Raw genomic sequence first — 21,886 nt, 5'->3', positions numbered from 1 at the left:
GCGGCCGTGCCAGAATCGGCCCGACCCTTGATCCGAGGCACACCGGGAGCAGCCCCATGCGCGCAGCCGTCCTGCACAAGACCGGCCAGGACACCCTCGACGTCCGCGAGGACGTCACGGCGGTCGGCTTCGGACCGGGCACCGTACGGGTCCGGATGCGCGCCGCCAGCCTCTGCCACTCGGACCTCTCCGCGATGAGCGGCGTCCTGCCGCAGCCCGCGCCGTTCGTCCCCGGGCACGAGGGCGCCGGGGACGTCGTCGAGGTCGGCGAGGGCGTGACCGGCGTCGCCCCCGGGGACCGGGTGGTGCTCTGCTGGATGGCCCCCTGCGGCCGCTGCGCCCACTGCGAACGGGGCCGCGGCCACCTGTGCGTCGCAAGCCTGCGGCGGCTCGGGGCGCCCGGCTTCCGGCTGGCCGAGGGCGACACCGAGGCCTCCGGCTTCTACGGCACCGGCGCCTTCGCCGAGGAGGTGGTGGTCGCCGCCGACGCCGTCATCAAGGTGCCCGCCGACCTCCCGTACGAGGCCGCCGCCCTCATCGGCTGCGGGGTGACCACCGGCATCGGCGCCGCCGTCAACACCGCCCGGGTCGAGCCCGGCTCCACGGTCGCGGTGATCGGCGCGGGCGGCGTCGGCGTGGCCACCGTCCAGGGCGCCCGGGTCTGCGGCGCCGCCCGGATCACCGTCGTCGACCCGGTGGCCTCGCGCCGCGAGCGGGCGCTGGCCTTCGGCGCCACCGAGGCGATCGCCCCCGAGGAGCTGCGGGCGGCGGCCAAGGGCCTGCCCGGCGGCGGCTTCGACCACGTCTTCGAGGCGGTCGGCCGCGCGGCCACCGTCCGGGCCGGCTACGACGCGGCCCGGCGCGGTGGCGCGGTCGTCGTGATCGGCGCGGGCGCGCAGGACGACCTCGCGCAGTTCACCATGGGGGAGCTGTTCTTCAACGAGAAGCGGCTGCTGCCCTCGCTGTACGGCGGGGCGCCGGTGGCCCGCACCATCGCCCTGGTCGTGGACCTGTGGCGGGCCGGGCGGATCGACCTGGACGGGATGATCACCCACCGGGTCGGGCTGGCGGACGTGAACCGGGCGATCGAGCAGATGCGCAGCGGCGAGGCGCTGCGGACGGTGGTCTCGCTCGGGTAGCCCGGTCCCACCGGGCCGGGAACGTGCGAGGGCCCGCCGGGATGTTCTCGGCAGGCCCTCGCGGGGTTTCGCGGTTCGTTCCTCGGGATCAGCCCCGGGCGCCGGCCGCACGGTGGCGACCGTGCGGGTCCGTCCCGGGGGTGTCGTCGGACGCGGAGCCACCGCGGTGGCGACCGTGCGACGCGGTGTCCTTGGCCGTCTTCTCGTCGGCGTCGGTCCCGGTCATCACGGGTCCGGTGGTGTCGGTGAGGGTGTCGGACATGAGAATCGTCTTCCGTGCGGAGGGTGCGGGTCATCGGCGCCCGTCCGGTGCCTGCGGCACACGGTCGGGTCCCCGATCGGGCGCTCGGTACGCGCCCACAGCCGGTGATCGCGGCCCGTGCCCCGGCCACCATAACGGCCGGGGCTGACGAGATCCTATCGACCTCGTGGGGCGAGTCCCCGCGCTGCCCGGGTGCGTGTGAGGTCAGCCCGGCCGGCCGGTCCGCAGGAACGCGGCCAGCAGCTCGTGCAGCACGGCGGCGCCCTCCTCGGCGAGCACCTCGTGCCCGGCGCCGGCCGCCTCCACGTAGCGGAAGTCCGCGCCCTCGACCCGCCCGATCCGCAGCAACTCGTGCCGCAACGACCGGGATTGGCTCACCGGCACCACCTCGTCCCGGTTGCCGTGCACCACCAGCAGTGGCGCGCTCAGCCGGTGCGCCAGCTGGAGCACGTCGCGCGGGCCGCGGGCGTCCAGGATCGGCTCGCCGCCGCCGAGCCGGGCGGTCAACGCCCGTACGGGGGGCGCCGCTTCGGCGAGCAGCCGGGCGCCGGACAGGAACGGTGCGACCACCGCGCACCGGGCGACCTGCTCGGCCGGGGCGTGCGCGGCCGCCAGCAGCGCCAGGAACCCGCCGTAGCTGACCCCGAACAGTGCGGGCGGTTCCAGGCCGAGCGCCGCGCGCTGGCCGGCGATGCCCTCCAGCAGGTGCAGCACGTCGTCCAGGTCGGGCCCGCCCCAGGCACCCCGGACGGCCAGCGCGTGCGGCACCCCGTAGCCGGTGGAGCCGCGCTGGTTGGGCGCGACCACCGCCAGGCCCTCGGCGGCCATCCGCTGCAGCGCCGGGTCGAACTCCAGCCGCCAGGCGTCCGCCGGCCCGCCGTGCAGGGCCAGTACCAGGTGCGGGCTGCTCAGCCAGGCGTCACCGCCGTACACCACGGCCTCCAACGGGCCGGCCGGGCCCGCGAGTTCGAGGCTCTGCGCGGGCTGCCAGCGGCCGCCGTCGCCGGGCGGCGTGCTGCCGTCCAGGCGCCAACCGGCGGGCGGGGTGCGGGCGCCGCGCGGCCCGCCGGGCTGCCAGGGCGGCACGGTGTCCCGCCACGGGCCGGGCAACCCCGAGCCCAGCGGTGCGAGTTGGAGCGGCAACGGCATCGGGACGGATCCGGTCGCAGCCGGTCCGTGCGCCAGCAGGGCGTCCACGTCCAGGGTGGCCAGCGCCGCCGGGTGGTCGGGGGAGGAGTACGGGATCCGCAGCCCGGCCTCGCCCCAGTGCCCGACCGTGCCCAGCCGCCCGGGCGGCACCGGCAGCGGGTCCAGCCGTCCGACGGCGGGCCGCCACAGGGCGAGCGCCGACCCGGCGCCGTGGTCGATCTGCACCGCGACCCGGGGGCCGTCCGCCGCCTGCCGCAGCGCGACCGGTCGCAGGACCATGCCCGTGACGTGCAGGCACTCCGGGAACCGCAGCGGCTCCCCGCCGCCCAGCACGCCCCAGCCCAGCCGGTCGGTGCCGGGCGCGTCGCTGCGCACCATCGCGAAGCCGCTGTCCGGGTCGAACAGCACCAGCCGGTCGTTGCTGTGCTCGCCGATCTCCAGCAGCGGGGTGGCGGTGCCGCTGCGCAGGTCCAGCACCACGCTGCGGACCAGCCCGCCGGCCACCCGGTCCAGCGCGAGCAGCGCGCCCGTGCGGTCCAGCCAGGTGCCGCCGCCGTGCAGGCCGGGAATCTCGGCGACCTGCACGGGTTCGCTGCCGTCCGCCCGGACCAGCCACGCCGTGGTCGCCGGGCGGGTGTCCGTGCCGAGGGCGACCGCCACCGGAGTGCGCGGTCCGGCGCCGGGCGGCACCGGGAGCGGCAGCAGCCGCAGCCCGGACAGCCGGAGCGAGGCCACCTGCTGCTCCACGGTGCCGTTCTCCCCGGGCGAGAGCCGGACCAGGTCGTGCCGCTCGCCGTCGTGCCGGCAGACCAGCACCGAGCCGTCGGGCAACGCGACCAGCTGTGAGCGCAGGTCCTGCGACCGGTTGCCGGACAGCGGCAGCGCGGCCGGCGCGGCCGGTGAACCGTCCGGCGGGAGCCGCCAGCCCTCCACGTACCAGCCGCTGTCGGCGGCCGCGGCCAGGCAGGCCGCATGGCTGCCGTCGGCGGCGAACGCGAAGCCCAGCCGGCGCAGTGCCCGGGTGGTGGTGCGGGTGGCCACGTTCACGCTCCGCTCGCCCTCATGTGCCACCACGTCCCTTTCGTCCGTTGCCGGGGCAACTCCCGTTCGCAGGAATGAAGTTAGTTTCGACAAAACCGAAGCCTCAACGCAGAGCCGGTCACTTCACTCGTAAGGGTGAGCAGGGGGCGGTTTCGAATTCGTACGAGTGCCGCACTGTGCGCCACGGGCGCCGGGCGTGCGGGTGCACACGGTCCGCGCGGGCCCGTACGGACGCCCCGTCCCAGGTTGACGCCGGTCCGCTCCGGGTTGACGCGCATCCGTACGCCCACGGCACCGGCGTCCGAACGATCACCGCACCGGCCTCCGAACGAACGCCGCGCCCGTCCCCCGATCGGCCGAGGCCCGACCGCCCCCGCGCGCACGGTAGTCTCGACAGGTGCCGAAACTGTCCGACGTCATCACCGCCCTCGAAGAGGTCTACCCCCCGCAGTGGGCGGAGTCCTGGGACGCCGTCGGCCTGGTCTGCGGGGACCCTCAGGCCGAGGTCAGCCGCGTGCTGTTCGCCGTCGACCCCGTCCAGGCGGTCGTCGACGAGGCCGTGGAGTGGGGCGCGGACCTGGTGGTCACCCACCACCCCCTCTATCTGCGCGGCACCACCAGCGTCGCCGCCACCAGCTTCAAGGGCCGGGTGGTGCACACGCTGATCACCAACGGCATCGCGCTGCACGTCGCCCACACCAACGCCGACCACGCCGACCCCGGCGTCTCGGACGCGCTCGCCGAGGCGGTCGGTCTGCGGGTCACCGGCCCGCTGGTGCCGGACCCGACGGACCCGCTGGGCCGTCGCGGCACCGGCCGGATCGGCCTGCTGGAGCCCCCGCTGACACTGTCCGCCTTCGCCGCGCAGGTCGCCAGGGGCCTGCCCGCCACCGCCGCGGGCGTGCGCGTCTCCGGCGACCCGAACCGGCAGGTGAGCCGGGTGGCGGTGTGCGGCGGCTCGGGCGACAGCTTCTTCGCCGACGTACGGGCGGCCGGCGTGGACGCCTACGTGACCGCCGACCTGCGCCACCACCCGGCCTCCGAGGCCACCGAGGCCGCGCCGGTCGCGCTGGTCGACGCCGCCCACTGGGCCACCGAGTGGCCCTGGCTCGGCCTGGCCGAGCGCGCCCTGCTGGCCGTCGCCGACAAGCGCGGCTGGGCCGTGGAGACCAAGGTCTCCCACCGGGTCACCGACCCGTGGACCGCGCACGCCCCCATGTCCTTCACCGCCTGACCCGATTCACAGGAGCTTTCCCCTTGAACGCCGCGCCCGCCGACCAGATCCGCCTGCTCGACCTCCAGGCCATCGACTCGAAGCTCGACCAGCTGGCCCACCGGCGCCGGGGCCTGCCCGAGCACGCCGAGATCGAGAAGGCCACCGCCGACCACACCGCGCTCAAGGACCTCGTCGTCGCCGCCGAGGCCCAGAAGGGCGACACCGCCCGCGAGCTGACCAAGGCCGAGCAGGACGTCGAGCAGGTCCGTGCCCGTGCCGCCCGCAACCAGCAGCGCCTGGACTCCGGCGCGATCACCTCGCCGAAGGACCTGGAGAACCTCCAGCACGAGATCGGCTCGCTCGCCAAGCGCCAGGGCGACCTGGAGGACGTCGTGCTGGAGATCATGGAGCGCCAGGAGAGCGCCAAGACCCGGGTCGAGGAGCTGAGCGCCCGCCTGGAGCACTCCACCGTGGTCCTCAAGGAGGCCGAGGCCCGCCGCGACGCCGCCTACGCCGAGATCGACGGCGAGGCCGACAAGGTCAAGCGCGACCGCGAGGCCGTCGCCGCCGTCATCCCGGCCGACCTGCTGAAGCTGTACGCCAAGCTGCGCGAGACCCAGGGCGGCGTCGGCGCGGCCCGCCTCTACCAGCGCCGCTGCGAGGGCTGCCGCACCGAGTTCTCGATCACCGAGCTGAACGCCATCAAGGCCGAGCCGGCCGACCAGGTCGTCCGCTGCGAGAACTGCTCGCGGATCCTGGTCCGCACGGCCGACTCGGGCGTCTGACCCGGTGGCGGCGCGCTTCATCGTCGAGGCGGACGGCGGGTCCCGGGGCAACCCGGGGCCGGCCGGCTACGGCGCGGTGGTCCGCGACGGCGACACCGGGCAGCTCGTCGCGGAGGCCGCCGAGTTCATCGGCCACGCCACCAACAACGTGGCCGAGTACCGGGGCCTGATCGCCGGACTCAGGGCGGCCCGCGAGCTCGACCCGGACGCCTCGGTGGACGTCCGGATGGACTCCAAGCTGGTCGTCGAGCAGATGTCCGGGCGCTGGAAGATCAAGCACCCCGACATGCAGCCGCTCGCCGCCGAGGCGCGCACGGTCTTCCCGCGCGGCCGGGTCACGTACACCTGGATCCCGCGCGAGCGGAACAAGGACGCCGACCGGCTGGCCAACGAGGCGATGGACGCCGGCCGCGACGGGCGCCAGTGGGAGCCCCGCAAGCCCGCCGGGGCCACCGGGGCCACCGGGGCCCTCGCGGCCGAGCCGCCGCCGGAGAAGAGCGCCCCCAAGGCCGGCTGGGCCGCCCCCGCCGACCTCGGCACCCCGACCACCTTCGTCCTGCTGCGCCACGGCGAGACCCCGCTCACCCCGGAGAAGCGCTTCTCCGGCAGCGGCGGCACCGACCCGGAGCTGTCCGACAAGGGCCGCTGGCAGGCCGAGCGGGCCGCCGAGGCGCTGGCCGCGCGCGGCAGCATCCAGGCGGTCGTCGCCTCCCCGATGCGCCGCACCCGGCAGACCGCCGAGATCGTCGCCGCCCGGCTCGGCCTGGAGGTCCGGTACGAGGAGGGGCTGCGCGAGGTCGACTTCGGCGCCTGGGAGGGCCTGACCTTCGCCGAGGTGCAGGAGCGCTACCCGGACGACCTGTCGGCCTGGCTCGGCTCCGCCAAGGCCAAGCCGACCGGCAGCAGCGAGAGCTTCACCACCCTCACCCACCGGGCCGGCGTCGCCCGGGACAAGATCCTCGCCCGGTACCCGGGGAAGACGGTGCTGGTGGTCTCGCACGTCAGCCCGATCAAGACGCTGGTCCGGCTCGCCCTCGGCGCCCCGCCGGACTCGATGTACCGGATGGAGCTGTCCGCCGCCTCGATCTGCGCCGTCCAGTACTACGCGGACGGCAACGCCTCGCTGCGGCTGCTCAACGACGGCTCGCACCTGCGCTGAACCCCTTCCGAGGGGGTCGGCGCACGGCGGTCAGTGCACCTCGGTGACCACCACGTCCAGCTGCCACGGCTTGCGCGCCGTGCCCTCCGCGGCCAGCTCGACGTGGTGGCCCAGCGCCAGCAGCGCGTCCATCAGCTCGGCCGGCGTCTTCGGCTCCGCCCCGGCGACCAGCAGGTCCCGGACGATCCGCCCCTTGGTCGCCTTGTTGAAGTGGCTGACCACCGTGCGCCTGCCGTCCCGCTCCTGCAGCACCCGGACGGTCGCCGTACGGGAGGCCACCTCGCCGGCCGGCTTCCAGGCCGCCGCGTACGCGGAACTGCGCAGGTCCAGCACCAGCCCGTCCGCCACCTCGGGGAGCACGGCGGCCGTCGCGCTCCGCCAGTACGCGCCGAGCGCCCCCAGCACGGGGAGTTTCACACCCATCGAGCAGCGGTAGGACGGGATCCGGTCGGAGATCCGCACCGCGCCCCACAGGCCGGAGAACACCAGCAGCGAGCGCTCGGCGCGGTCGTACGCGGCGGCGTCCAGGGTGGCCAGGCCCAGGTTGTCGAACAGCACCCCGGTGTACACCTCGGCGGCCGGGCGGGCCCCGGCGGTGGGCAGCCCGGCGTTCTTGGCGATCTCGCCGCGCAGGCCGGGGGTGAGGCCGAGCACCTCGGCGGCGGTGTCCTCGTCGCCCCGGCACAGCCCGACCAGCGAGTCCAGCACCGCACCGCGCGCCGCCGTCAGCCCCGGCAGCGACAGCCCGTCGAGCACGACCGGCTCGCCGTCCTCGGACGCGGCCTTGCCCTCCGAGGGCGGCAACAGCACCAGCACAGCGGACTCCTCAACACTTTGTGGCGGACGGACCACGCCACCCTACTGCGGCCGCCCCGGCCGCCGGAGCCGCCCTCGGGATGCGGCGGAGGCCGGCGGCCCCCGGCAATTCGCAACCTCGGCGGCCTGCTCTCCGCGATCGCCCGTCCGCAGGCGAGCCTGTTCGGCTCCGACGCCTACCCCGACCTGTGGACCAAGGCGGCCGCCCTCGGCCAGAGCCTGTCCCGCAACCACCCGCTCGTCGACCGGAACAAGCGCACCGCCTTCGAGGCGATGCTGCTGTTCCTGGACTACAACGCCGAGCCCTACACCGACCCGCACCCGGACGACGCCGTGGCCTTCGTGCTGCGGCTCGCCACCGGCGGCTACGACGACGCGATCGCCCTCGCCGCCAAGGACCTCAAGTCCCTCCTGGGGCGCTGAGACCGAGGACGGGGAGCCCCGGCGCGTCCGCCGGGGTCCTCCGTCCGGAATCACCCGATTCCGCCCTACGCTGGCCTGCATGCCTCGCCGAAAACTACGCGTCAAGGCCGCCGACTCCGCCCGGATCAACACCGAGCTGACCGAACTCCGCACCCACCTGGAGATCCACACCGAGTGGCCCGAGGCGGTGCTCGCCGAGGCGGAGGAGGCGGCCGAACGCCCCAGGCTGCCGGAGTACGACGCCACCGACCTGCCGCTGTTCACCGTCGACCCGCCCGGCTCCCGCGACCTCGACCAGGCCATGCACCTCAGCCACCGCCCCGGCGGCGGCTACCGGGTGCACTACGCGATCGCCGACGTCGCCGCCTTCGTCCACCCCGGCGGCGCCATCGACACCGAGGCCCGCCGCCGGGTCGAGACCCTCTACTTCCCCGACCACCGCGTCCCGCTGCACCCCACCCGGATCTCCGAGGACGCCGCCAGCCTGCTGCCCGGCGAGACCCGCCCCGCCCTGCTCTGGCAGCTGGACCTGGACGCCGACGGCGCCGTCGTGCTGGCGGACCTCCGCCGCGCCCTGGTGCGCTCCCACCGCCGCCTGGACTACGCCGCCGTCCAGCGCGCCGTGGACCTCGGCGGCGCCGACGAGCAGCTCGCCCTGCTCGCCACCGTCGGCCGGCTGCGCGAGGAGCAGGAGCGCGCCCGGGGCGGGATCAGCCTGCCGGTGCCCGAGCAGGAGGTCGAGGAGACCCTGCACGGCTACGTCCTCGGCTACCGCGCGCCCGGCCCCGCCGACGGCTGGAACGCCCAGATCTCGCTGCTCACCGGCATGGCCGCGGCCGAGCTGATGCTGGACGCGGGCGTCGGCCTGCTGCGCACCCTGCCCGCCGCACCAGCCGCCGCGTACGAGCGGCTGCGCCGGATCGCCGCCGCGTTGGACGTCGACTGGCCGCAGGCCGTCCCGTACCCGGACCTGATCCGCTCGCTGGACCCGGACGTGCCGCTGAACGCCGCCTTCCTCAACGCCTGCACCGGCCTGCTGCGCGGCGCCGGCTACCACGCCTTCGACGAGTCCCGCGGCCTGCCCGCCCCCGCCGAGCCGGGGCACGCCGCGCTGGCCGCCCCGTACGCACACTGCACCGCGCCGCTGCGCCGGCTCGGCGACCGCTTCGCCCAGGAGGTGTGCGCGGCGGTGGCGGCGGGGGAGGACGTGCCCGACTGGGCGCGCGAGGCGCTGCCGGCCGTGCCGGCGCTGATGGCGAGCGGGGACCGGCGGGCGGGCGAGGTCGAACGGGCCTGCGTGGACCTGGTGGAGGCGGAGCTGCTGGTCGGCCGGGAGGGCGAGGACTTCTCCGCGGTGGTCATCGAGGTGGACGAGAGGCGCCCCGGCTCGGGCACCGTCCAGCTGCGCGAGCCGGCCGTCCGGGGCCGCTGCGAGGCCGCGGCGAACGGCTCGCCCGACGGGGCCGCCGCCCGGCTGCCGCTCGGCCGGGTGATCGACGTCCGGCTCACCAGGGCCGACCAGGCCACCCGGACGGTCCGCTTCGCCGCCGTCTGAGGGGCCGTTCGGTGGGCCGCCCGAGGGGCCGCCCGGTGGGCCGTCCGGGAGGAATGCCGTCGCCCGAAGCCGCCGACCGGCCACCCGGACGGTCCGTCGTTGCGCCCTGCCCCCGCCCCGGGGGTGGGAGGATCGGTCCGTGCCCGATCCCCAGCCCCCCGCCCCCGCCGCCGCCCGCGTCCCCGTCGCCGGGCGGCGCCGCCGTCTGCTCGTCCTCGCGATCTGCTGCCTGAGCCTGTTCATCGTCGGCCTGGACAACACCGTGGTGAACATCGCGCTGCCGGTGATCCAGAAGGACCTGGACGCCCCGGCCTCCGGCCTGCAGTGGATCATCGACGCCTACACTCTGGTGCTGGCCTCACTGCTGATGCTGTTCGGCTCGGTGGCCGACCGCTTCGGCCGCCGCCGGGTGTTCCAGATCGGGCTGACCTGCTTCGCGCTCGGCTCGCTGCTGTGCAGCCTGGCGCCGAGCCTGGAGTGGCTGGTGGCCTTCCGGGCGCTGCAGGCGGTGGGCGGCTCGATGCTCAACCCGGTGGCGATGTCGATCATCACCAACACCTTCACCGACCCGAAGGAGCGGGCCCAGGCGATCGGCGTCTGGGGCGGCGTGGTCGGCATCTCGATGGCGCTCGGCCCGCTGCTCGGCGGCTTTCTGGTGGATGGCGCCGGCTGGCCCTCGATCTTCCTGATCAACGTCCCGGTGGCGCTGCTCGCCATACTGCTGACCGTCCGTTACGTCCCCGAATCGCGCGCGCCGCGGCCGCGCCGGCTCGACCCGGTGGGGCAGCTGCTGATGATCGTGCTGCTCGGCTGCGGCACCGCCGCGATCATCGAGGGCCCGGGCAACGGCTGGACCTCCCCGCTGATCCTCGCCCTCGCCGCGGCCGCGGTGGCCGCGCTGATCGCCTTCCCGCTCTGGGAGCGGCGGGTCGCCGAGCCACTGGTGGACCCGCGGTTCTTCGCCAGCGCGCCGTTCACCGGAGCCACCGTCACCGCGGTCTGCGCCTTCGCCGGGCTCGGCGGCTTCCTCTTCCTCAACACCCTCTACCTGCAGGACGTCCGGCACTACGGCCCGGTCGAGGCGGGCCTGTGGACGCTGCCGATGGCCGGGCTGATGCTGGTCTGCGCGCCGCTGTCCGGACGGATCGTCGGCAGCCGGGGGCCGCGCCTGCCGCTGGTGGTGGCCGGGCTCGGCCTGGCCGCGAGCGGCCTGCTGCTCACGAGGCTGACCGCGGACTCCCCGGCCGCGCTGCTGCTGGTCGCGTACGCGCTGTTCGGCTTCGGCTTCGGCCTGGTCAACGCGCCGATCACCAACGCGGCCGTCTCCGGCATGCCGCGCTCTCAGGCGGGCGTGGCCGCCGCCGTCGCCTCGACCAGCCGCCAGGTCGGCCAGTCCCTTGGTGTCGCGGTGATCGGTACGGTCGTCACCTCGGCCGTGGTCGGCCCGATGGCTACCGGTTTCGCCCCGGCCAGCCACGCCGGCTGGTGGATCCTGGTCGGCCTGGGCGGCGCGGTCCTCGCCCTCGGCCTGCTCACCACCGGCGCCTGGGCCACCGGCACCGCCGCCCGGGTCGCCGCCCGCCTCGGCGCCGAGCCCCCGGTGGCCCGGTCCGGTGTTCGGGAGGTGCCGCCCGAGCGGCTACCATGACCACTACGGCGGAAGAGCCGGCCGGGCGGCCGCGACGGGTCCCAGACCCGCCGAGGAACGTCCGGGCTCCACAGAGCAGGGTGGTGGGTAACGCCCACCCGGGGTGACCCGCGGGACAGTGCCACAGAAAACAGACCGCCCACCGCTTCGGCGCGTGGGTAAGGGTGAAACGGTGGTGTAAGAGACCACCAGCGACCGGGGTGACCCGGCCGGCTAGGTAAACCCCACCTGGAGCAAGGTCAAGATCGGCGCCTCCGGGCGCCGTGCGCGAGTGTTCGAGGGCTGCTCGCCCGAGCTCGCGGGTAGACCGCACGAGGCTGTCGGCAACGGCAGCCCTAGATGGATGGCCGTCTCCCCGGGCCGCGCAAGCAACCCGGGTGACAGAACCCGGCGTACAGGCCGGTCTCGTCCGCCGTACCAGGGGCTTTGCCCCCGGAAGGGCCTCTGACCTGCGTCGGAGGCCCTTTCCGATCTTTCGGGGGCTTGCCGTGTTACGCGGCAAAAAGTCCCCGGAACGTCCCCCTGACAGAGCGGAAAGTCCCCGAAAAGTCCCCCAGGATGATCTTGATCGAGAGGTCTTGACCTGGGCTCGGAGCGCGCGGTTGGGCGGGCAGGAAGCGGGTCGGGGTGTCAGGCATTGCTCGGCAAGTTCGCGGACCCGTGCGAAGGCGACGATCTCGGCCTTCGGCTCGAGGGCGCTGGTGGGTTCGTCGGCGATGACGAAGTGGGTGGGGCGTCCGCCCGGGGCACAGCGGGGTTCGGTGTCACGGGTGCTACATCGGGTGCCCGTTGTGCAGGACGAGCTGGCGGCTCTCCGCGCGGGCCTGGGTGAGCGAGGACAGTAGGGCGTAGCGCGTCGGCGGCAGGATCGGCCGCCATTCGGTGAGGCGGCGGAAGGCGTAGCTGTCGTGTTCGTCGGACAGCAGGATCGCTTCGGCCTGGGCGGCAGTGAGCCAGCCTCCGTCGAAGTGGTAGTCCGTCATGGCCGGCCGGTGCTCGGTCGGGTCGCGGAAGTCCGTCCCCAGGGGGCGCAGGATGCCGGTGAGGTCGAGGCCGGTCTCCTCCAGAGTCTCGCGTGCCGCAGCCCTCAGCGGGTTCTCGTCGTGGTCGAGGCGGCCCCCGGGGAACAGCCAGCGTGGGTCGGCACCCAAGGCGTCCCGCTGCTCGTTCGGGGCTTCGTGGAGCAGCAGGATCCGGCTGCGCTGGTCCGTAAGGAACACGGCGCAGCCGTGGAGCGCCTGCGGCAGTGTCTTCAGGTGTTCGGCGGGGGGAATCCACTGCGGCATCGTGAGCCGTCTCCTGTTCGTTGGCGCAGCCGGTTCAGGCCAGGCCCTCGGGTTTGTCGCCCCGATAGAGGACATGCACGTGGAGGTGCTTGGACTCCTGGTAGTCGCCGAGGTTCGTCACGACGCACGCGGCGCCGTGCTCCGCCCGGACCTGGGCGGCCACCGACCGGACGACCCGCATTACCTCCGTCAGCAGCTCCTCGCCGCCGTCGCCCAGCTCTTCGAGCGAGGGGACGTGCTGCTTCGGCACGACCACGATGTGCACCGGGTAGCTGGGCCGGGTGTGGTGGTAGGCCAAGACCAGGTCCGTCTCCTGGACGGTGTCCACCGGCGTGAGGCCCTTCAGCACCTGCTCGCAGTAGAAGTCGGACATGCTCAGGCTCCGATCAGTTCGATGTACGGCGGGTACAGCCGCTTGGACGCCTCGACCAGCGGCACCCGGGCGGCGGACTGCTCGGCCAGCAGCTGGTACGAGATCATGGGGCGGTGCTCTCCTTCGGGTCGGTGCGCTCGCGCTGGTTGGGAATCCCGCGGTCGTTCTGCAGCTGCCACAGCTCGTGGAAGAGGCCGTTCGTGTCGGCGACGAGTTCGGTGAAGGTGCCCTGCTGGATGATGCGGCCGTGGTCGAGGACCACGATGCGGTCCGCCATGGCGACGTTGGCGAGGCGGTGGCTGACCAGTACCACGGCGCGGTCACGGGCGAGAGCACGCAGGCCGGAGAAGATCCGGTGCTCGGCACGGGGATCGAGCGCGGACGTCGGCTCGTCCAGGACAAGCAGGCCCGAACGCCGGTAGAAGGCCCGAGCGATGGCGATCCTCTGCCACTGGCCGCCGGAGAGTTCCTGTCCGCCCCACATCTCCCGTGCGAGGAGGGTGTCCAGGCCGGCGCGCAGATCGTCCAGGACATGGACGGCCCCGGAGGCGAGGGCGGCGGCGTGGACCGCCTCGTCACCACCGTGCGGTTGGCCGAGGGTGATGTTCTCGCGGGCGGTCAGGGGGAAGCGCGCGTAACTCTGAGGCACGACCGCTGTTTCCTTCCACAGGGCCGCCGGGTCCAGGTCGCAGGTGTCGACGCCGTCCCACGTCACCGCTCCCTCGGTGGGGAGGTAGAGCCCGGAGAGGATCTTGGACAGCGTGGTCTTACCGCTGCCGTTCTCGCCGACCAGGGCGAGCACCTCACCGCGCCGGACTTCCAGGGTGACCTTCTGAAGGGACGGGGTGTCAGAGGACGGGTAGGTGTAGGTGAGGTTCTCGGCCCGGACGGACAGTGGGCTGCCGGGGACCCGGTCGCCACGGTCGATCCGGTGGCCGCCGGCCTCGTCCAGGAACGTCGACCAGTCATCCAGGTAGAGCCCGGTGCGGTAGAGGTCGGCGCCGTAACCCACGATGCCGCGCAGCCCCGAACTGGCGGCTCCGAGCGCGAAGAACGCGGTGCCCGCCGACGCCAGCGACATGTGGCCGGTAGCGAGCAGCAGGACCACGGCGCCCCACACCAGTGCGGTCGCCACGCCGGTCGCGATGGCTCCGAGCACGTACACCTTGGCGCTTCGCCAGGCGGCGTTATTGGTGGCGGCGGTGACGCGGTCGCCGACCGCTCGGTACTTCTCCAGCAGGAACGGCGCCATGGTGCTTGAGCGGATCTGGTCGGCGGGTTCCTTGTCGACCAGGTACCAGCGCAGCAGGCTCAGCACGCGCCGATCCTGGTGGGTCTTCACCATCGTGACGTAGCCGATCCGAGCGGAACGCACCGAGGCGATGCCCTGCGGGAGGGCTGCGAGTACGAGGAGCGGCAGCAGCACGGGGTGAAGGACGGCCAGGACCCCGGCGGCAGCGATGAGGGAGGCGCCGGAGGCGATCAAGTTCTGGGTCTCACCGATGAGATCGCGGGAGACTTCCACCCCGCGGTCGGCCGCGCTGAACCGATCGTTGTAGCCGGGGCGGTCGTAGGCGGTCAGCTCGGCGGCAGTGGCCGCGTCGAGCATCATCAGCTCGGCCTCGCGCGCGATCTTCGGGGAGATCCGGGAGGAGAGGGCGGTGACGGTGATCCCGAGCAGGGACCGGAGGCCGGCCGCCCCGGCGATGACCGCGATGGAAGGGATCGCCTGGTGGAGGCGGTCGATGATGTGGCCGGAGGCGATCAGGGCCTTGATCGTTCCGGTGGTGGCCAGCAGTCCGAAGGCGCCCAGCAGTCCGGAGATGGCCTGGCAGATCAGCAGGGCGGTGATGGCGCCGCGGTCGACCCGCCAGGCGAGGCCAAGGGTGCGGCGCATCAGGCTGGGCAGCCGGCGGGCCATGTTCCGGGCGGTCATGGACTCGGCGATCTCAGGGACGTCGCCGCCGGGGTGCTGGAACTTCAGCTCCTCGCTCGGCGTGGTGTTAGTCGGGGTGTCAGGGGTGGTGGTGTCGGTCACGGTCACCGTCCAGTCCGGGGGGCGTGAGGGGCGCTATCCGAGATAGCCGGGGGTGTGGAGCAGGACGGTGGCGCCGGTGTTGGTGGGCCGGGGGAAGCCGGTAGTGGCGACCGGTGAAGTCGCCCCGCCCCTTGCCGCACGGCGCTCGGGCGCGACGGCAAGGGGAAGGCACCGGTGCCGCCGTGCCGGTCATGTCCTGACCAGCTCCCGCTGGCCGGAGGCCGGGTCGAATCCATGGGTGGAGAACGCGGGCTCGCCGGCCAGATACGCCTCTACCGCGGCCTTGGAGGTCGGGAACATCGGGCTGGGCAGGACGGCGGCTGCGGGGTGCCAACGCACGTCCAGGTGCTTGTGCGGCTCGACGTTGGTCAGCTCGCCCGTGAACTCACTGGTGGCGAAGACGAAGAGCACGAACCCGCCGAGCCCGTCCCAGCCATCCTTGGCCTGGATCGTGTGGACCAGGCGCAGGTCGGACGGCCGGACGATGAGTCCGCTCTCCTCACGCAGCTCCCGGGCGGCGGCGTCGGGGATCGCCTCGCCGGGGTCGACTTTCCCACCGGGGATCGTCCACGCGGGGCCCGGGGTCCAACTGCGCTGGCCGTAGTGGACGGTGGCGATCTGGTCGGTTTTCAGATCGTGGGCGATGACTCCGACCGACAGCCTGCTCGTCTCGTGCATCAGGTGCTCCTTGTCGTGGGTGGGGTGGCGGTCCTTGGGTGCGGATGCGACGGGCGGCCTCAGCCGTCGCGCGGGGGCAACTCCGAGAGGGCGGTCTCTCGCATGATGCGGTCGACCGTGTCGTGAAGGGTGCTGGCGCTGCCGATGACGGTCTCGATGCCGCCGGGCAGGACATCGTGCTCGCGGTACCAGTCGCGCAGCTCGCGCTCGGTGACGGCTGCCTGGTATGCGGGATCGGCCTTCGAGGCGTGCCGGGCGAGCGTCTCGTCGATCGGGATGTCGAGGTAGTAGCAGCGGGAGACGCCGCGATGGTCGTTGACCAGGTTCGCGAGCATGTCGCCGTAGTGGTCGGCGTACAGGATGCCCTCGATGACGACGTGGTAGCCGGCTTCCAGCGCGTAGCGGGCCACCGTGTCGATCAGGCCGATGTTCGCGCCGCCGGGCCGATCGCGCTCGCGCAGCACGATCCGGCGCAGATTGTCCTGCCCGACCAGGGCCAGACCCCGGCCGAAGCGCTCCCGGACTTCGGCCGCCACCGACGATTTTCCGGACGCCGAGTTCCCTCGCAGGACAATGAGCCTGGTCTCCTCGCTTCCCACGGGCATCCGGGCAGCCGGAAGCCCCGGAGGGCTCGCGGTGCTCATGCCGGCCAGCCGACGACGGACAGCGGGTACCCGGCGGTAATCTGCGCGAGCGCGTCGGCGGCGTAGCCGACGACCGGTTCCGGAAGCTCATCCAGCGGCCACCACCGAAGAGCGGCGCACTTGTTCGGCTCGCGGTTGGTGATCTTCCCCGTGTATGAGCGCGGGGCGAAGAACAGCTGGAGGCGCCCGGCACCGTCGTCGGCGTCGAGGTGATGAAGGGTGTGCACCATGCCGAGGTCCTCCTCGCGGATGGTGATATCGAGTTCCTCCTTGGCCTCGCGGGCCATGCCAGCCAGCACGGACTCCCCCGCTTCGAGGTGACCTGCGGGAACATGCCAGCTGCCGTCCGCGAAGGAGGTGTTGGCGCGCCGCCCGAGCAGCACCCGGCCGGACCAGATGCACTCCTACAACCAGCGTGTGGGCCATCGGACTTCCTCCTTTCGAAACAGCGACACGCAGAGCTGCGACGGCGGCCCGCCCATGTCAGGGCATGACAAGCCGCGATCAGACTGGTGATCGTTCGTCGTACGTGAGTGCGTCGGCAGATGCCCCACCATAGGCAGCCCACCGAGGCCACGTCGGCATGTCGCGGTGTATTCCACACGATCCGGTGAACACCGCCAACTCGTCATACCGATAAGGCGGTTGATCAAACGGGGCAGTGTGCCACGAGCCACTGACAATCCGGCCGCGCCCAGGGCCACGGGGTGTGCTTCCGACCCCCGTCGGCCGGTCGCGGCAGAGTTCAACACAATGGCGGTCACGCCGAAGGCGGCGCGGATGCTCCGGCGCGTCGGCAAGTGCGGAGGCCGCCGATTCGGCGGGAGCAGGTCGGGTTGCCTCGCTGCCTCCGTTCCGTTCGGCGAAGGGAGTGAGGGGTGGGTGAGGGTGGTCCGGGTGGAGGGCGGCGCCCCGGGCATCGGCGCAGATCACGCCCGGGGCACGACCCGGCGGGTCAGGTCTGGGCGAAGCCGCGGGCCAGCTCGACATCGGTCACCCGTGCATCGTGGACCCGCAGTTCGGCCTGAGCCAGGTTCGCGTAGTGGGCGACCACCTCCGGCCCGAGCAGGTCGCCGGCCAGGGTGCTCGCCTCGAGCAGGCGCAGAGCCTCGCGCAGGGTGGTCGGCACCGCAGCATCGGCGCGGTCGCGATAGCCGTCTCCAGTGGTCGCCGCAGGAGGCTTGAGGCTGCCCTCGATTCCGCGCCGCGCGGCGGCCAGCACGGCGGCCAGCGCGAGGTAGGGGTTGGCGTCGGCCCCGGGCAGCCGGATCTCCAGGTGCAGCCCGCTGCCATGGCCGACCACCCGCACCGCGCAGGAGCGGTTGTCCCACCCCCACCTGAACCAGGTCGGCGCGAAGGAGTGAGGACGGTAGCGCTTGTAGGAGTTGACGTACGGCGCGTACAACGGCGCCAGGTCCGGCAGGCCCTCCAGCACCCCCGCCACCACCTGCCGGCCCAGCTCGGACAGCTCGCCGGGCCGCGCGAGGTCGGCGAGCACCGCCTGATCGCCCTGCCAGAGGGAGACGTGCAGGTGCAGGCCGGAGGCGACGCGGTCGGCGGGCGCGGCCATGAACGTCGGCAGCAGGCGCATGCGTTCACCGACCGCCCGGGCGGCGTGCTTGAGCAGCAAGTGCTGCTCGCACGCGGCCACCGGCTCCCCGTACGGGAACGTCACCTCGACCTGGCCCGGGGCACCTTCGGTCTTGACCGCCTCCACCGGGTGGCCGGCCCCGGCCAGGGCAGCGGTGAGCTTTGCGGTGTAACGCGCCAGATCACGCGGGTGGTCGAGCGCGTAGTCGCGATTGTCGGCCGTCACCGGGTGCAGGCCGCGGAAGCCGGTGGCGGCGGCCTGGGCGAGGGTGCCCTGGTAGAGCACGAACTCCGTCTCCAGGCCGACCTTCACCGTCAGACCCAGGCCGGCCAGCGCCTCGATCTGGCGTCGCAGTATCGCGGCCGGAGCGACGGGAACTGGCCGCTCGTCCGCACCGATCGCGTCGGCGAAGACCATCGCGGTGCGTGGCAGCCACGGCAGCAGCCGCACCGAGCCCAGGTCCGGGGCCAGGCGCACGTCCCCGTAGCCGGCCTGCCAGCCGGTCAGCTCGAAGCCCGGCAGCGGCGTCATCTCGATGTCGGTGGCGAAGACGTACGCGCACATCTCACCAGCCGCATCACCGTCGACGAGCCGGTCCAGGAAGAACCGTGCGTCGTATGCCTTGCCCTTGGCACGGCCCTGGGCGTCGACCACCGCGAGCAGCACCGTCTGGACTCGGCCGTCGGCGACCGCGGTGCGCAGGTCCTCCAGTGCGAGCCGGCCGCGCGGCGTGGTGCGAGGGACCGTGTCCTGGCGGGTCATCACACGACCTCCTCGGCCAGCTCGGCCATCCGCGCGCTGCCGACAGCGGGCGGGGCGTAGGAGCGCCCGGCGATCCACCGCCACACGGTGGCCAGCACCAGCGCGCACGCCAGGACGATCGGCGCGTAGTTGAACGAGTCGGAGGTGACGGGGCTCGACTGCGGCAGGCAGAACAGCACGGTCACCAGGGCGACCCACACCACCGCAGCCACCCCGATCGGGCGGCTCCAGCGACCCAGGTTCCACGGCCCGGGCGTGAAACGGCGCCCGGCGCGCAGCCGCAGGAAGATCGGCAGCGCGTACGCCGGAGTGATGCCCAGCACGTTGATCGCGACCACCGCGTTGTACGCAGTGACCGACCACATCGCCGGCAGCGCCAGCAGGAACGCCACCACGACCGACAGCCACACCGCCGCCACCGGGGTGCCGGTCCGCGGGGACGTGCGCCGCCACCAGCCGCTACCGGGCAGCGCACCGTCACGGGAGAACGCGAACACCATGCGCGAGGCAGCGGCCGTCTCCGCATTGCCGCAGAACAGCTGGGCGACGATCACCGCGAGCAGCAGCACCTTCGCCCCGCCCGTCCCGAGGGCGTCGAGGAAGATCTGCGCCGGCGGCACACCAGTTGAGGTTCCCACCGTTCCCGCGTAGTCCTTGATCGCGAAGGTGAGACCGAAGAGCAGCACGAAGCCGGCGATCCACGAGGTCCAGATCGAGCGCACGATCCCACGCGGCGCCGACATCGCTGCCCCGGTCGTCTCCTCCGACAGGTGCGCGGAAGCGTCGTAGCCGGAGAAGGTGTACTGCGTCAGCAGCAGACCGATCATCACGACGTACAGCGGACTCGACCAGCCGGTCCCGTTCGACCAGTGCCCGAACACGAAGCCCGCCGACTGGTGGTGGCTCGGCACCAGGACCAGCGCGCCGACGATCACCAGCACCCCACCGACGTGCCACCACACCGAGATGCTGTTCAGGACGCTGACCAGCCGCACCCCGGCCAGGTTCAGCACCGCGTGCACCAGCAGGATCACCGTGTAGATCACCATCAGGGAGCCCGGTGTCGGGGTGAAGCCGAACTGCATGTTCAGCAAGGCCCCAGTGAACGTGGCCGCCCCGTAGTCGATCCCCGCGATGCCGCCAAGCAGACCGAGCAGGTTCAACCAGCCCGTGTACCAGCCCCAGCCGCGCCCGCCCAGGCGGTCCGCCATGAAGTACAGCGCGCCGCTGGTCGGATAAGCCGAGGTGACCTCCGCGAGCGCCGCCCCGACCAGCAGCACCATCGCCCCGACGCCGACCCAGCCCCACATCATCACCGCAGGGCCACCGGTCACAAGCCCGAACCCGTACAGCGTCATGCACCCGGACAACACGCTGATCACCGAGAAGGACACGGCAAAATTTCCGAACGGACCCATCCGGCGCACTAGTTGGGGCTGGTAGCCCAACTGGCGCAGTAACTGCTCGTCACGAGGAGCAGCAGAGCTGTGCGTGTGAGACATCGAAGAACCTCCAAGATCGAAGAAGAAACGAAACGCCCCTCGGCGTCCTGACCGAACGGCCAGCCGTGCTCACGCTTTGCGGCACTGCGCGCGCGCCTGCACGAACTCCAGCTCCGCGCGCTCCGGAACGGTCGCGACGTGCGCCCACGGCATCCGGCTCGCGTACGGGCCGATCACCTCGAACACCCGCGCAGCCTCTGCTCGCCGGCCACCGGCCCACAGCGCGTGTGCCAGCACATTCAGGTCCACTGCCGAACGGGGCTCCAGCGCCTCGACCCCGAACCAGTGCGACCAGGCCCGATCGGCGCGCCGGACTGCGGACTCGTCAAGTCGCCACTGGCCCTTGTGCTCAGTGCGCAGTCGGCCGGCAGCCTGCACCAGCCTGTAGTGCTCGACGTGCGCATGGAGCGGCAGCACCAGCAGTGGTGACCCAGCCGGTGCCCAGCTCTCCGCCCATCTGACGAAGTGCCAGACGGCCTCCATCGGCCGCGGCCGCGACAGCCAGAACTGCAGCATCCGGACGTGCGCCTCACGGCAGACCGAGTCGCGCTGGTACGCCTCCTGCAGCAGCCCCCACGGGCCCGGCGGGAGGAAACTGCCGTACGGGGCGGCGGCTCGGTGCTCAGGAACCGCGAGGGGCTGATCCAACTGGGCCAACGCGATCAGGCACACCCATGGCACCGGGTCCGCAGGCGACGCCCGCGCCGCGGACCAGCACACCCCGCGCGCCTCGGCGGCCAGCACACCGGCCCACGCACCGTGCTCGCGGCTGGCCCGCAGCGCACGCTCCACTGCCACCCGGGCCCGCATCACCACGGCGTCGGGGTTCTGCGGCTCCTCCCTGCGCCACGTCTCGACCACATCCGAACCCGCCGCCACCGCCGCCAGGACCTGCGTCCGCCCCGTGCGCAACCCAACCGCCAGCCCGCTCTGGGCCAGCAGATCCCGCATGGCCATCCACCGCCCGGCCTGAACCTCCTCCACGACCGGCCGCAGCTCCTCGTCCGCGCCCGCTGGGTGGTACACGAGCCGACTGTCACCCCCGCCACTCACGCCTTCCGGCCGATCACGCCGTAGCGGGAGATCGCCGCTTCGCTCAGCTCGCAGGGCGCACCCGGAGCCGGCCTCCAACGGGAAACCAGCTCCAGACCAGGCGTCTCCAGCTCGAGCCCGTCCAGGAACCCGGCGACCTCCACCCGGCTCCGCGGATGGACCGGAATCTCGAAGGAGTCGTAGACGTCGATCAGTTGGTCCCACACCTGCGGTGCGAAGTCGGCGGTGGCATGGGACAGCAGCAGGAAGCTGCCCGGCGGAAGCGCTTCCACCAGCTCAGCGACCAGGCCGCGCGGATCAGCCGCGTCCTCGATCAGCTCCAGCTCCGCTTCCAGCAGCACCGCCACCGGCCGCCCGGGGGCGAGCATTCGTCTCACCTCTGGGGAAGCGAGAAGGGCCTCAGGGTTGCGCAGATGCCCGGGCACGACCGAACAGGCGGCCCGAGCCCGCAAATGCGCGAGCACGATCGGGTCGTCATCGACGTAGACCACCCGACGGAGCGGCTCCTCCAACTGCACCAGCTCGTGGATAGGAGAAACCGCCGGAAAGCCTGCTCCGACAACAAGGAACTCCTGCACCTCTCGGGCGACGTAGCGCACCGCCCGCTCCACGAACTGCTGCCGAGCCCGGGTGGCTAGCGGCAGTGCGGGCTCCACTGCGATCAGCCGTTCCAGCTCGAATTCAACCAGCCGTCGCAACACAGGCTCTGACCGGCGACTTTAGCCGACTGTCGAGGGCTTCAGCAGGTGTTCTCCAGCCGAGGGTC

At 72.9% G+C, this 21,886-nt stretch carries 20 protein-coding genes and 1 other RNA gene; 8 read left to right on the top strand and 13 right to left on the bottom strand.

Annotated elements, in window-relative coordinates:
* Nucleotides 1–56 precede the first annotated feature (56 nt).
* Nucleotides 57–1,139 carry an alcohol dehydrogenase catalytic domain-containing protein gene (locus tag ACIG5E_RS20805; protein ID WP_396535330.1) on the top strand — a complete coding sequence of 361 codons (1,083 nt, stop codon included), beginning with the start codon at nt 57–59 and terminating at the stop codon, nt 1,137–1,139.
* An 88-nt stretch (nt 1,140–1,227) separates the two neighbouring features.
* Here ACIG5E_RS20805 and ACIG5E_RS20800 read toward each other — a convergent pair whose 3' ends face one another.
* Together ACIG5E_RS20800 and ACIG5E_RS20795 are read right to left on the bottom strand one after the other, a co-directional pair.
* Complete coding sequence (locus ACIG5E_RS20800; protein WP_396535328.1) at nt 1,228–1,401, bottom strand: hypothetical protein; 174 nt, start codon at nt 1,399–1,401, stop codon at nt 1,228–1,230.
* A gap of 204 nt (nt 1,402–1,605) precedes the next feature.
* On the bottom strand, nt 1,606–3,591 hold the full coding sequence (locus tag ACIG5E_RS20795; RefSeq protein ID WP_396535326.1) for an alpha/beta hydrolase family protein: 1,986 nt from the start codon (nt 3,589–3,591) through the stop codon (nt 1,606–1,608).
* A 397-nt stretch (nt 3,592–3,988) separates the two neighbouring features.
* On the opposite strand from ACIG5E_RS20795, the gene ACIG5E_RS20790 reads away from it, so the two are divergent.
* From ACIG5E_RS20790 to ACIG5E_RS20780, 3 genes are read left to right on the top strand one after another with little or no spacing between them, the layout of a single operon-like run.
* A complete protein-coding gene (locus ACIG5E_RS20790) occupies nt 3,989–4,825 on the top strand; it encodes a Nif3-like dinuclear metal center hexameric protein (RefSeq protein WP_396535324.1) in 837 nt (278 codons plus the stop codon).
* Between the two features lie 23 nt (nt 4,826–4,848).
* On the top strand, nt 4,849–5,592 hold the full coding sequence (locus tag ACIG5E_RS20785; RefSeq protein WP_396535322.1) for a zinc ribbon domain-containing protein: 744 nt from the start codon (nt 4,849–4,851) through the stop codon (nt 5,590–5,592).
* Nucleotides 5,593–5,596: 4 nt separating this feature from the next.
* Nucleotides 5,597–6,751: a bifunctional RNase H/acid phosphatase gene (locus ACIG5E_RS20780; protein ID WP_396535320.1), complete on the top strand. Its 1,155-nt coding sequence runs from the start codon at nt 5,597–5,599 to the stop codon at nt 6,749–6,751.
* A gap of 30 nt (nt 6,752–6,781) precedes the next feature.
* Here the strand turns inward: ACIG5E_RS20780 and yaaA are convergent, their stop codons facing one another.
* Nucleotides 6,782–7,567 carry a peroxide stress protein YaaA gene (gene yaaA / locus ACIG5E_RS20775; protein ID WP_396535318.1) on the bottom strand — a complete coding sequence of 262 codons (786 nt, stop codon included), beginning with the start codon at nt 7,565–7,567 and terminating at the stop codon, nt 6,782–6,784.
* 18 nt (nt 7,568–7,585) lie between these two features.
* Here yaaA and ACIG5E_RS20770 point away from each other — a divergent pair, with 18 nt between their 5' ends.
* The 4 genes from ACIG5E_RS20770 (at nt 7,586) to rnpB (ending at nt 11,603) form a co-directional block, all read left to right on the top strand.
* Nucleotides 7,586–7,990: a type II toxin-antitoxin system death-on-curing family toxin gene (locus ACIG5E_RS20770; protein WP_396535316.1), complete on the top strand. Its 405-nt coding sequence runs from the start codon at nt 7,586–7,588 to the stop codon at nt 7,988–7,990.
* 79 nt (nt 7,991–8,069) lie between these two features.
* A complete protein-coding gene (locus tag ACIG5E_RS20765) occupies nt 8,070–9,545 on the top strand; it encodes an RNB domain-containing ribonuclease (protein ID WP_396535314.1) in 1,476 nt (491 codons plus the stop codon).
* A 139-nt stretch (nt 9,546–9,684) separates the two neighbouring features.
* Nucleotides 9,685–11,193, top strand: coding sequence for an MFS transporter (locus tag ACIG5E_RS20760; protein WP_396535312.1), 1,509 nt, complete (start codon nt 9,685–9,687; stop codon nt 11,191–11,193).
* 13 nt (nt 11,194–11,206) lie between these two features.
* Nucleotides 11,207–11,603: RNase P RNA component class A (gene rnpB / locus ACIG5E_RS20755), an RNA gene on the top strand.
* A gap of 363 nt (nt 11,604–11,966) precedes the next feature.
* On the opposite strand, the gene ACIG5E_RS20750 is transcribed toward rnpB, so the two are convergent.
* The 10 genes from ACIG5E_RS20750 to ACIG5E_RS20705 form a co-directional block, all read right to left on the bottom strand.
* Nucleotides 11,967–12,479, bottom strand: a complete 513-nt coding sequence (locus tag ACIG5E_RS20750) for an NUDIX domain-containing protein (protein WP_396535310.1) — start codon at nt 12,477–12,479, stop codon at nt 11,967–11,969.
* A 34-nt stretch (nt 12,480–12,513) separates the two neighbouring features.
* The gene (locus ACIG5E_RS20745) at nt 12,514–12,852 is read right to left on the bottom strand and encodes an HIT domain-containing protein (protein WP_396535308.1); all 339 of its coding nucleotides are present in this window, start codon (nt 12,850–12,852) and stop codon (nt 12,514–12,516) included.
* Between the two features lie 103 nt (nt 12,853–12,955).
* The gene (locus tag ACIG5E_RS20740) at nt 12,956–14,890 is read right to left on the bottom strand and encodes an ABC transporter ATP-binding protein (RefSeq protein WP_396535306.1); all 1,935 of its coding nucleotides are present in this window, start codon (nt 14,888–14,890) and stop codon (nt 12,956–12,958) included.
* A 189-nt stretch (nt 14,891–15,079) separates the two neighbouring features.
* Nucleotides 15,080–15,568 carry an NUDIX domain-containing protein gene (locus ACIG5E_RS20735; protein WP_396535304.1) on the bottom strand — a complete coding sequence of 163 codons (489 nt, stop codon included), beginning with the start codon at nt 15,566–15,568 and terminating at the stop codon, nt 15,080–15,082.
* Nucleotides 15,569–15,627: 59 nt separating this feature from the next.
* The gene (locus ACIG5E_RS20730; protein WP_396535302.1) at nt 15,628–16,212 is read right to left on the bottom strand and encodes an AAA family ATPase; all 585 of its coding nucleotides are present in this window, start codon (nt 16,210–16,212) and stop codon (nt 15,628–15,630) included.
* Entirely contained in the window at nt 16,209–16,595 is a 387-nt protein-coding gene (locus ACIG5E_RS20725; protein ID WP_396535300.1) for an NUDIX domain-containing protein, read from the bottom strand. Before ACIG5E_RS20725 ends, ACIG5E_RS20730 begins: the two co-directional genes overlap by 4 nt.
* A 572-nt stretch (nt 16,596–17,167) precedes the next feature.
* On the bottom strand, nt 17,168–18,565 hold the full coding sequence (locus tag ACIG5E_RS20720; RefSeq protein WP_396535298.1) for a glutamine synthetase family protein: 1,398 nt from the start codon (nt 18,563–18,565) through the stop codon (nt 17,168–17,170).
* Entirely contained in the window at nt 18,565–20,067 is a 1,503-nt protein-coding gene (locus ACIG5E_RS20715; protein ID WP_396535296.1) for an amino acid permease, read from the bottom strand. Before ACIG5E_RS20715 ends, ACIG5E_RS20720 begins: the two co-directional genes overlap by 1 nt.
* 69 nt (nt 20,068–20,136) lie before the next feature.
* On the bottom strand, nt 20,137–21,051 hold the full coding sequence (locus ACIG5E_RS20710) for a hypothetical protein (protein WP_396535294.1): 915 nt from the start codon (nt 21,049–21,051) through the stop codon (nt 20,137–20,139).
* Nucleotides 21,052–21,116: 65 nt separating this feature from the next.
* Entirely contained in the window at nt 21,117–21,776 is a 660-nt protein-coding gene (locus ACIG5E_RS20705) for an SAM-dependent methyltransferase (RefSeq protein WP_396535564.1), read from the bottom strand.
* Between the last annotated feature and the right edge of the window lie 110 nt (nt 21,777–21,886).

Origin of the sequence: Kitasatospora sp. NPDC053057 (genome assembly GCF_044546945.1) — a bacterium.
Classification (GTDB): domain Bacteria; phylum Actinomycetota; class Actinomycetes; order Streptomycetales; family Streptomycetaceae; genus Kitasatospora.
Note: the sequence above shows the minus strand (reverse complement) of the source record. Positions and strands in the feature narration are given on the sequence as shown.

Excerpts from the sequence above, each read along its gene's own strand:
- ACIG5E_RS20750 (WP_396535310.1), bottom strand. The coding sequence starts at position 12,479 with ATGCCGCAGTGGATTCCCCCCGCCGAACACCTGAAGACACTGCCGCAG.
- ACIG5E_RS20735 (WP_396535304.1), bottom strand. The coding sequence starts at position 15,568 with ATGCACGAGACGAGCAGGCTGTCGGTCGGAGTCATCGCCCACGATCTG.
- ACIG5E_RS20805 (WP_396535330.1), top strand. The coding sequence starts at position 57 with ATGCGCGCAGCCGTCCTGCACAAGACCGGCCAGGACACCCTCGACGTC.
- ACIG5E_RS20745 (WP_396535308.1), bottom strand. The coding sequence starts at position 12,852 with ATGTCCGACTTCTACTGCGAGCAGGTGCTGAAGGGCCTCACGCCGGTG.
- ACIG5E_RS20800 (WP_396535328.1), bottom strand. The coding sequence starts at position 1,401 with ATGTCCGACACCCTCACCGACACCACCGGACCCGTGATGACCGGGACC.
- ACIG5E_RS20730 (WP_396535302.1), bottom strand. The coding sequence starts at position 16,212 with ATGAGCACCGCGAGCCCTCCGGGGCTTCCGGCTGCCCGGATGCCCGTG.
- ACIG5E_RS20715 (WP_396535296.1), bottom strand. The coding sequence starts at position 20,067 with ATGTCTCACACGCACAGCTCTGCTGCTCCTCGTGACGAGCAGTTACTG.
- ACIG5E_RS20765 (WP_396535314.1), top strand. The coding sequence starts at position 8,070 with ATGCCTCGCCGAAAACTACGCGTCAAGGCCGCCGACTCCGCCCGGATC.
- ACIG5E_RS20720 (WP_396535298.1), bottom strand. The coding sequence starts at position 18,565 with ATGACCCGCCAGGACACGGTCCCTCGCACCACGCCGCGCGGCCGGCTC.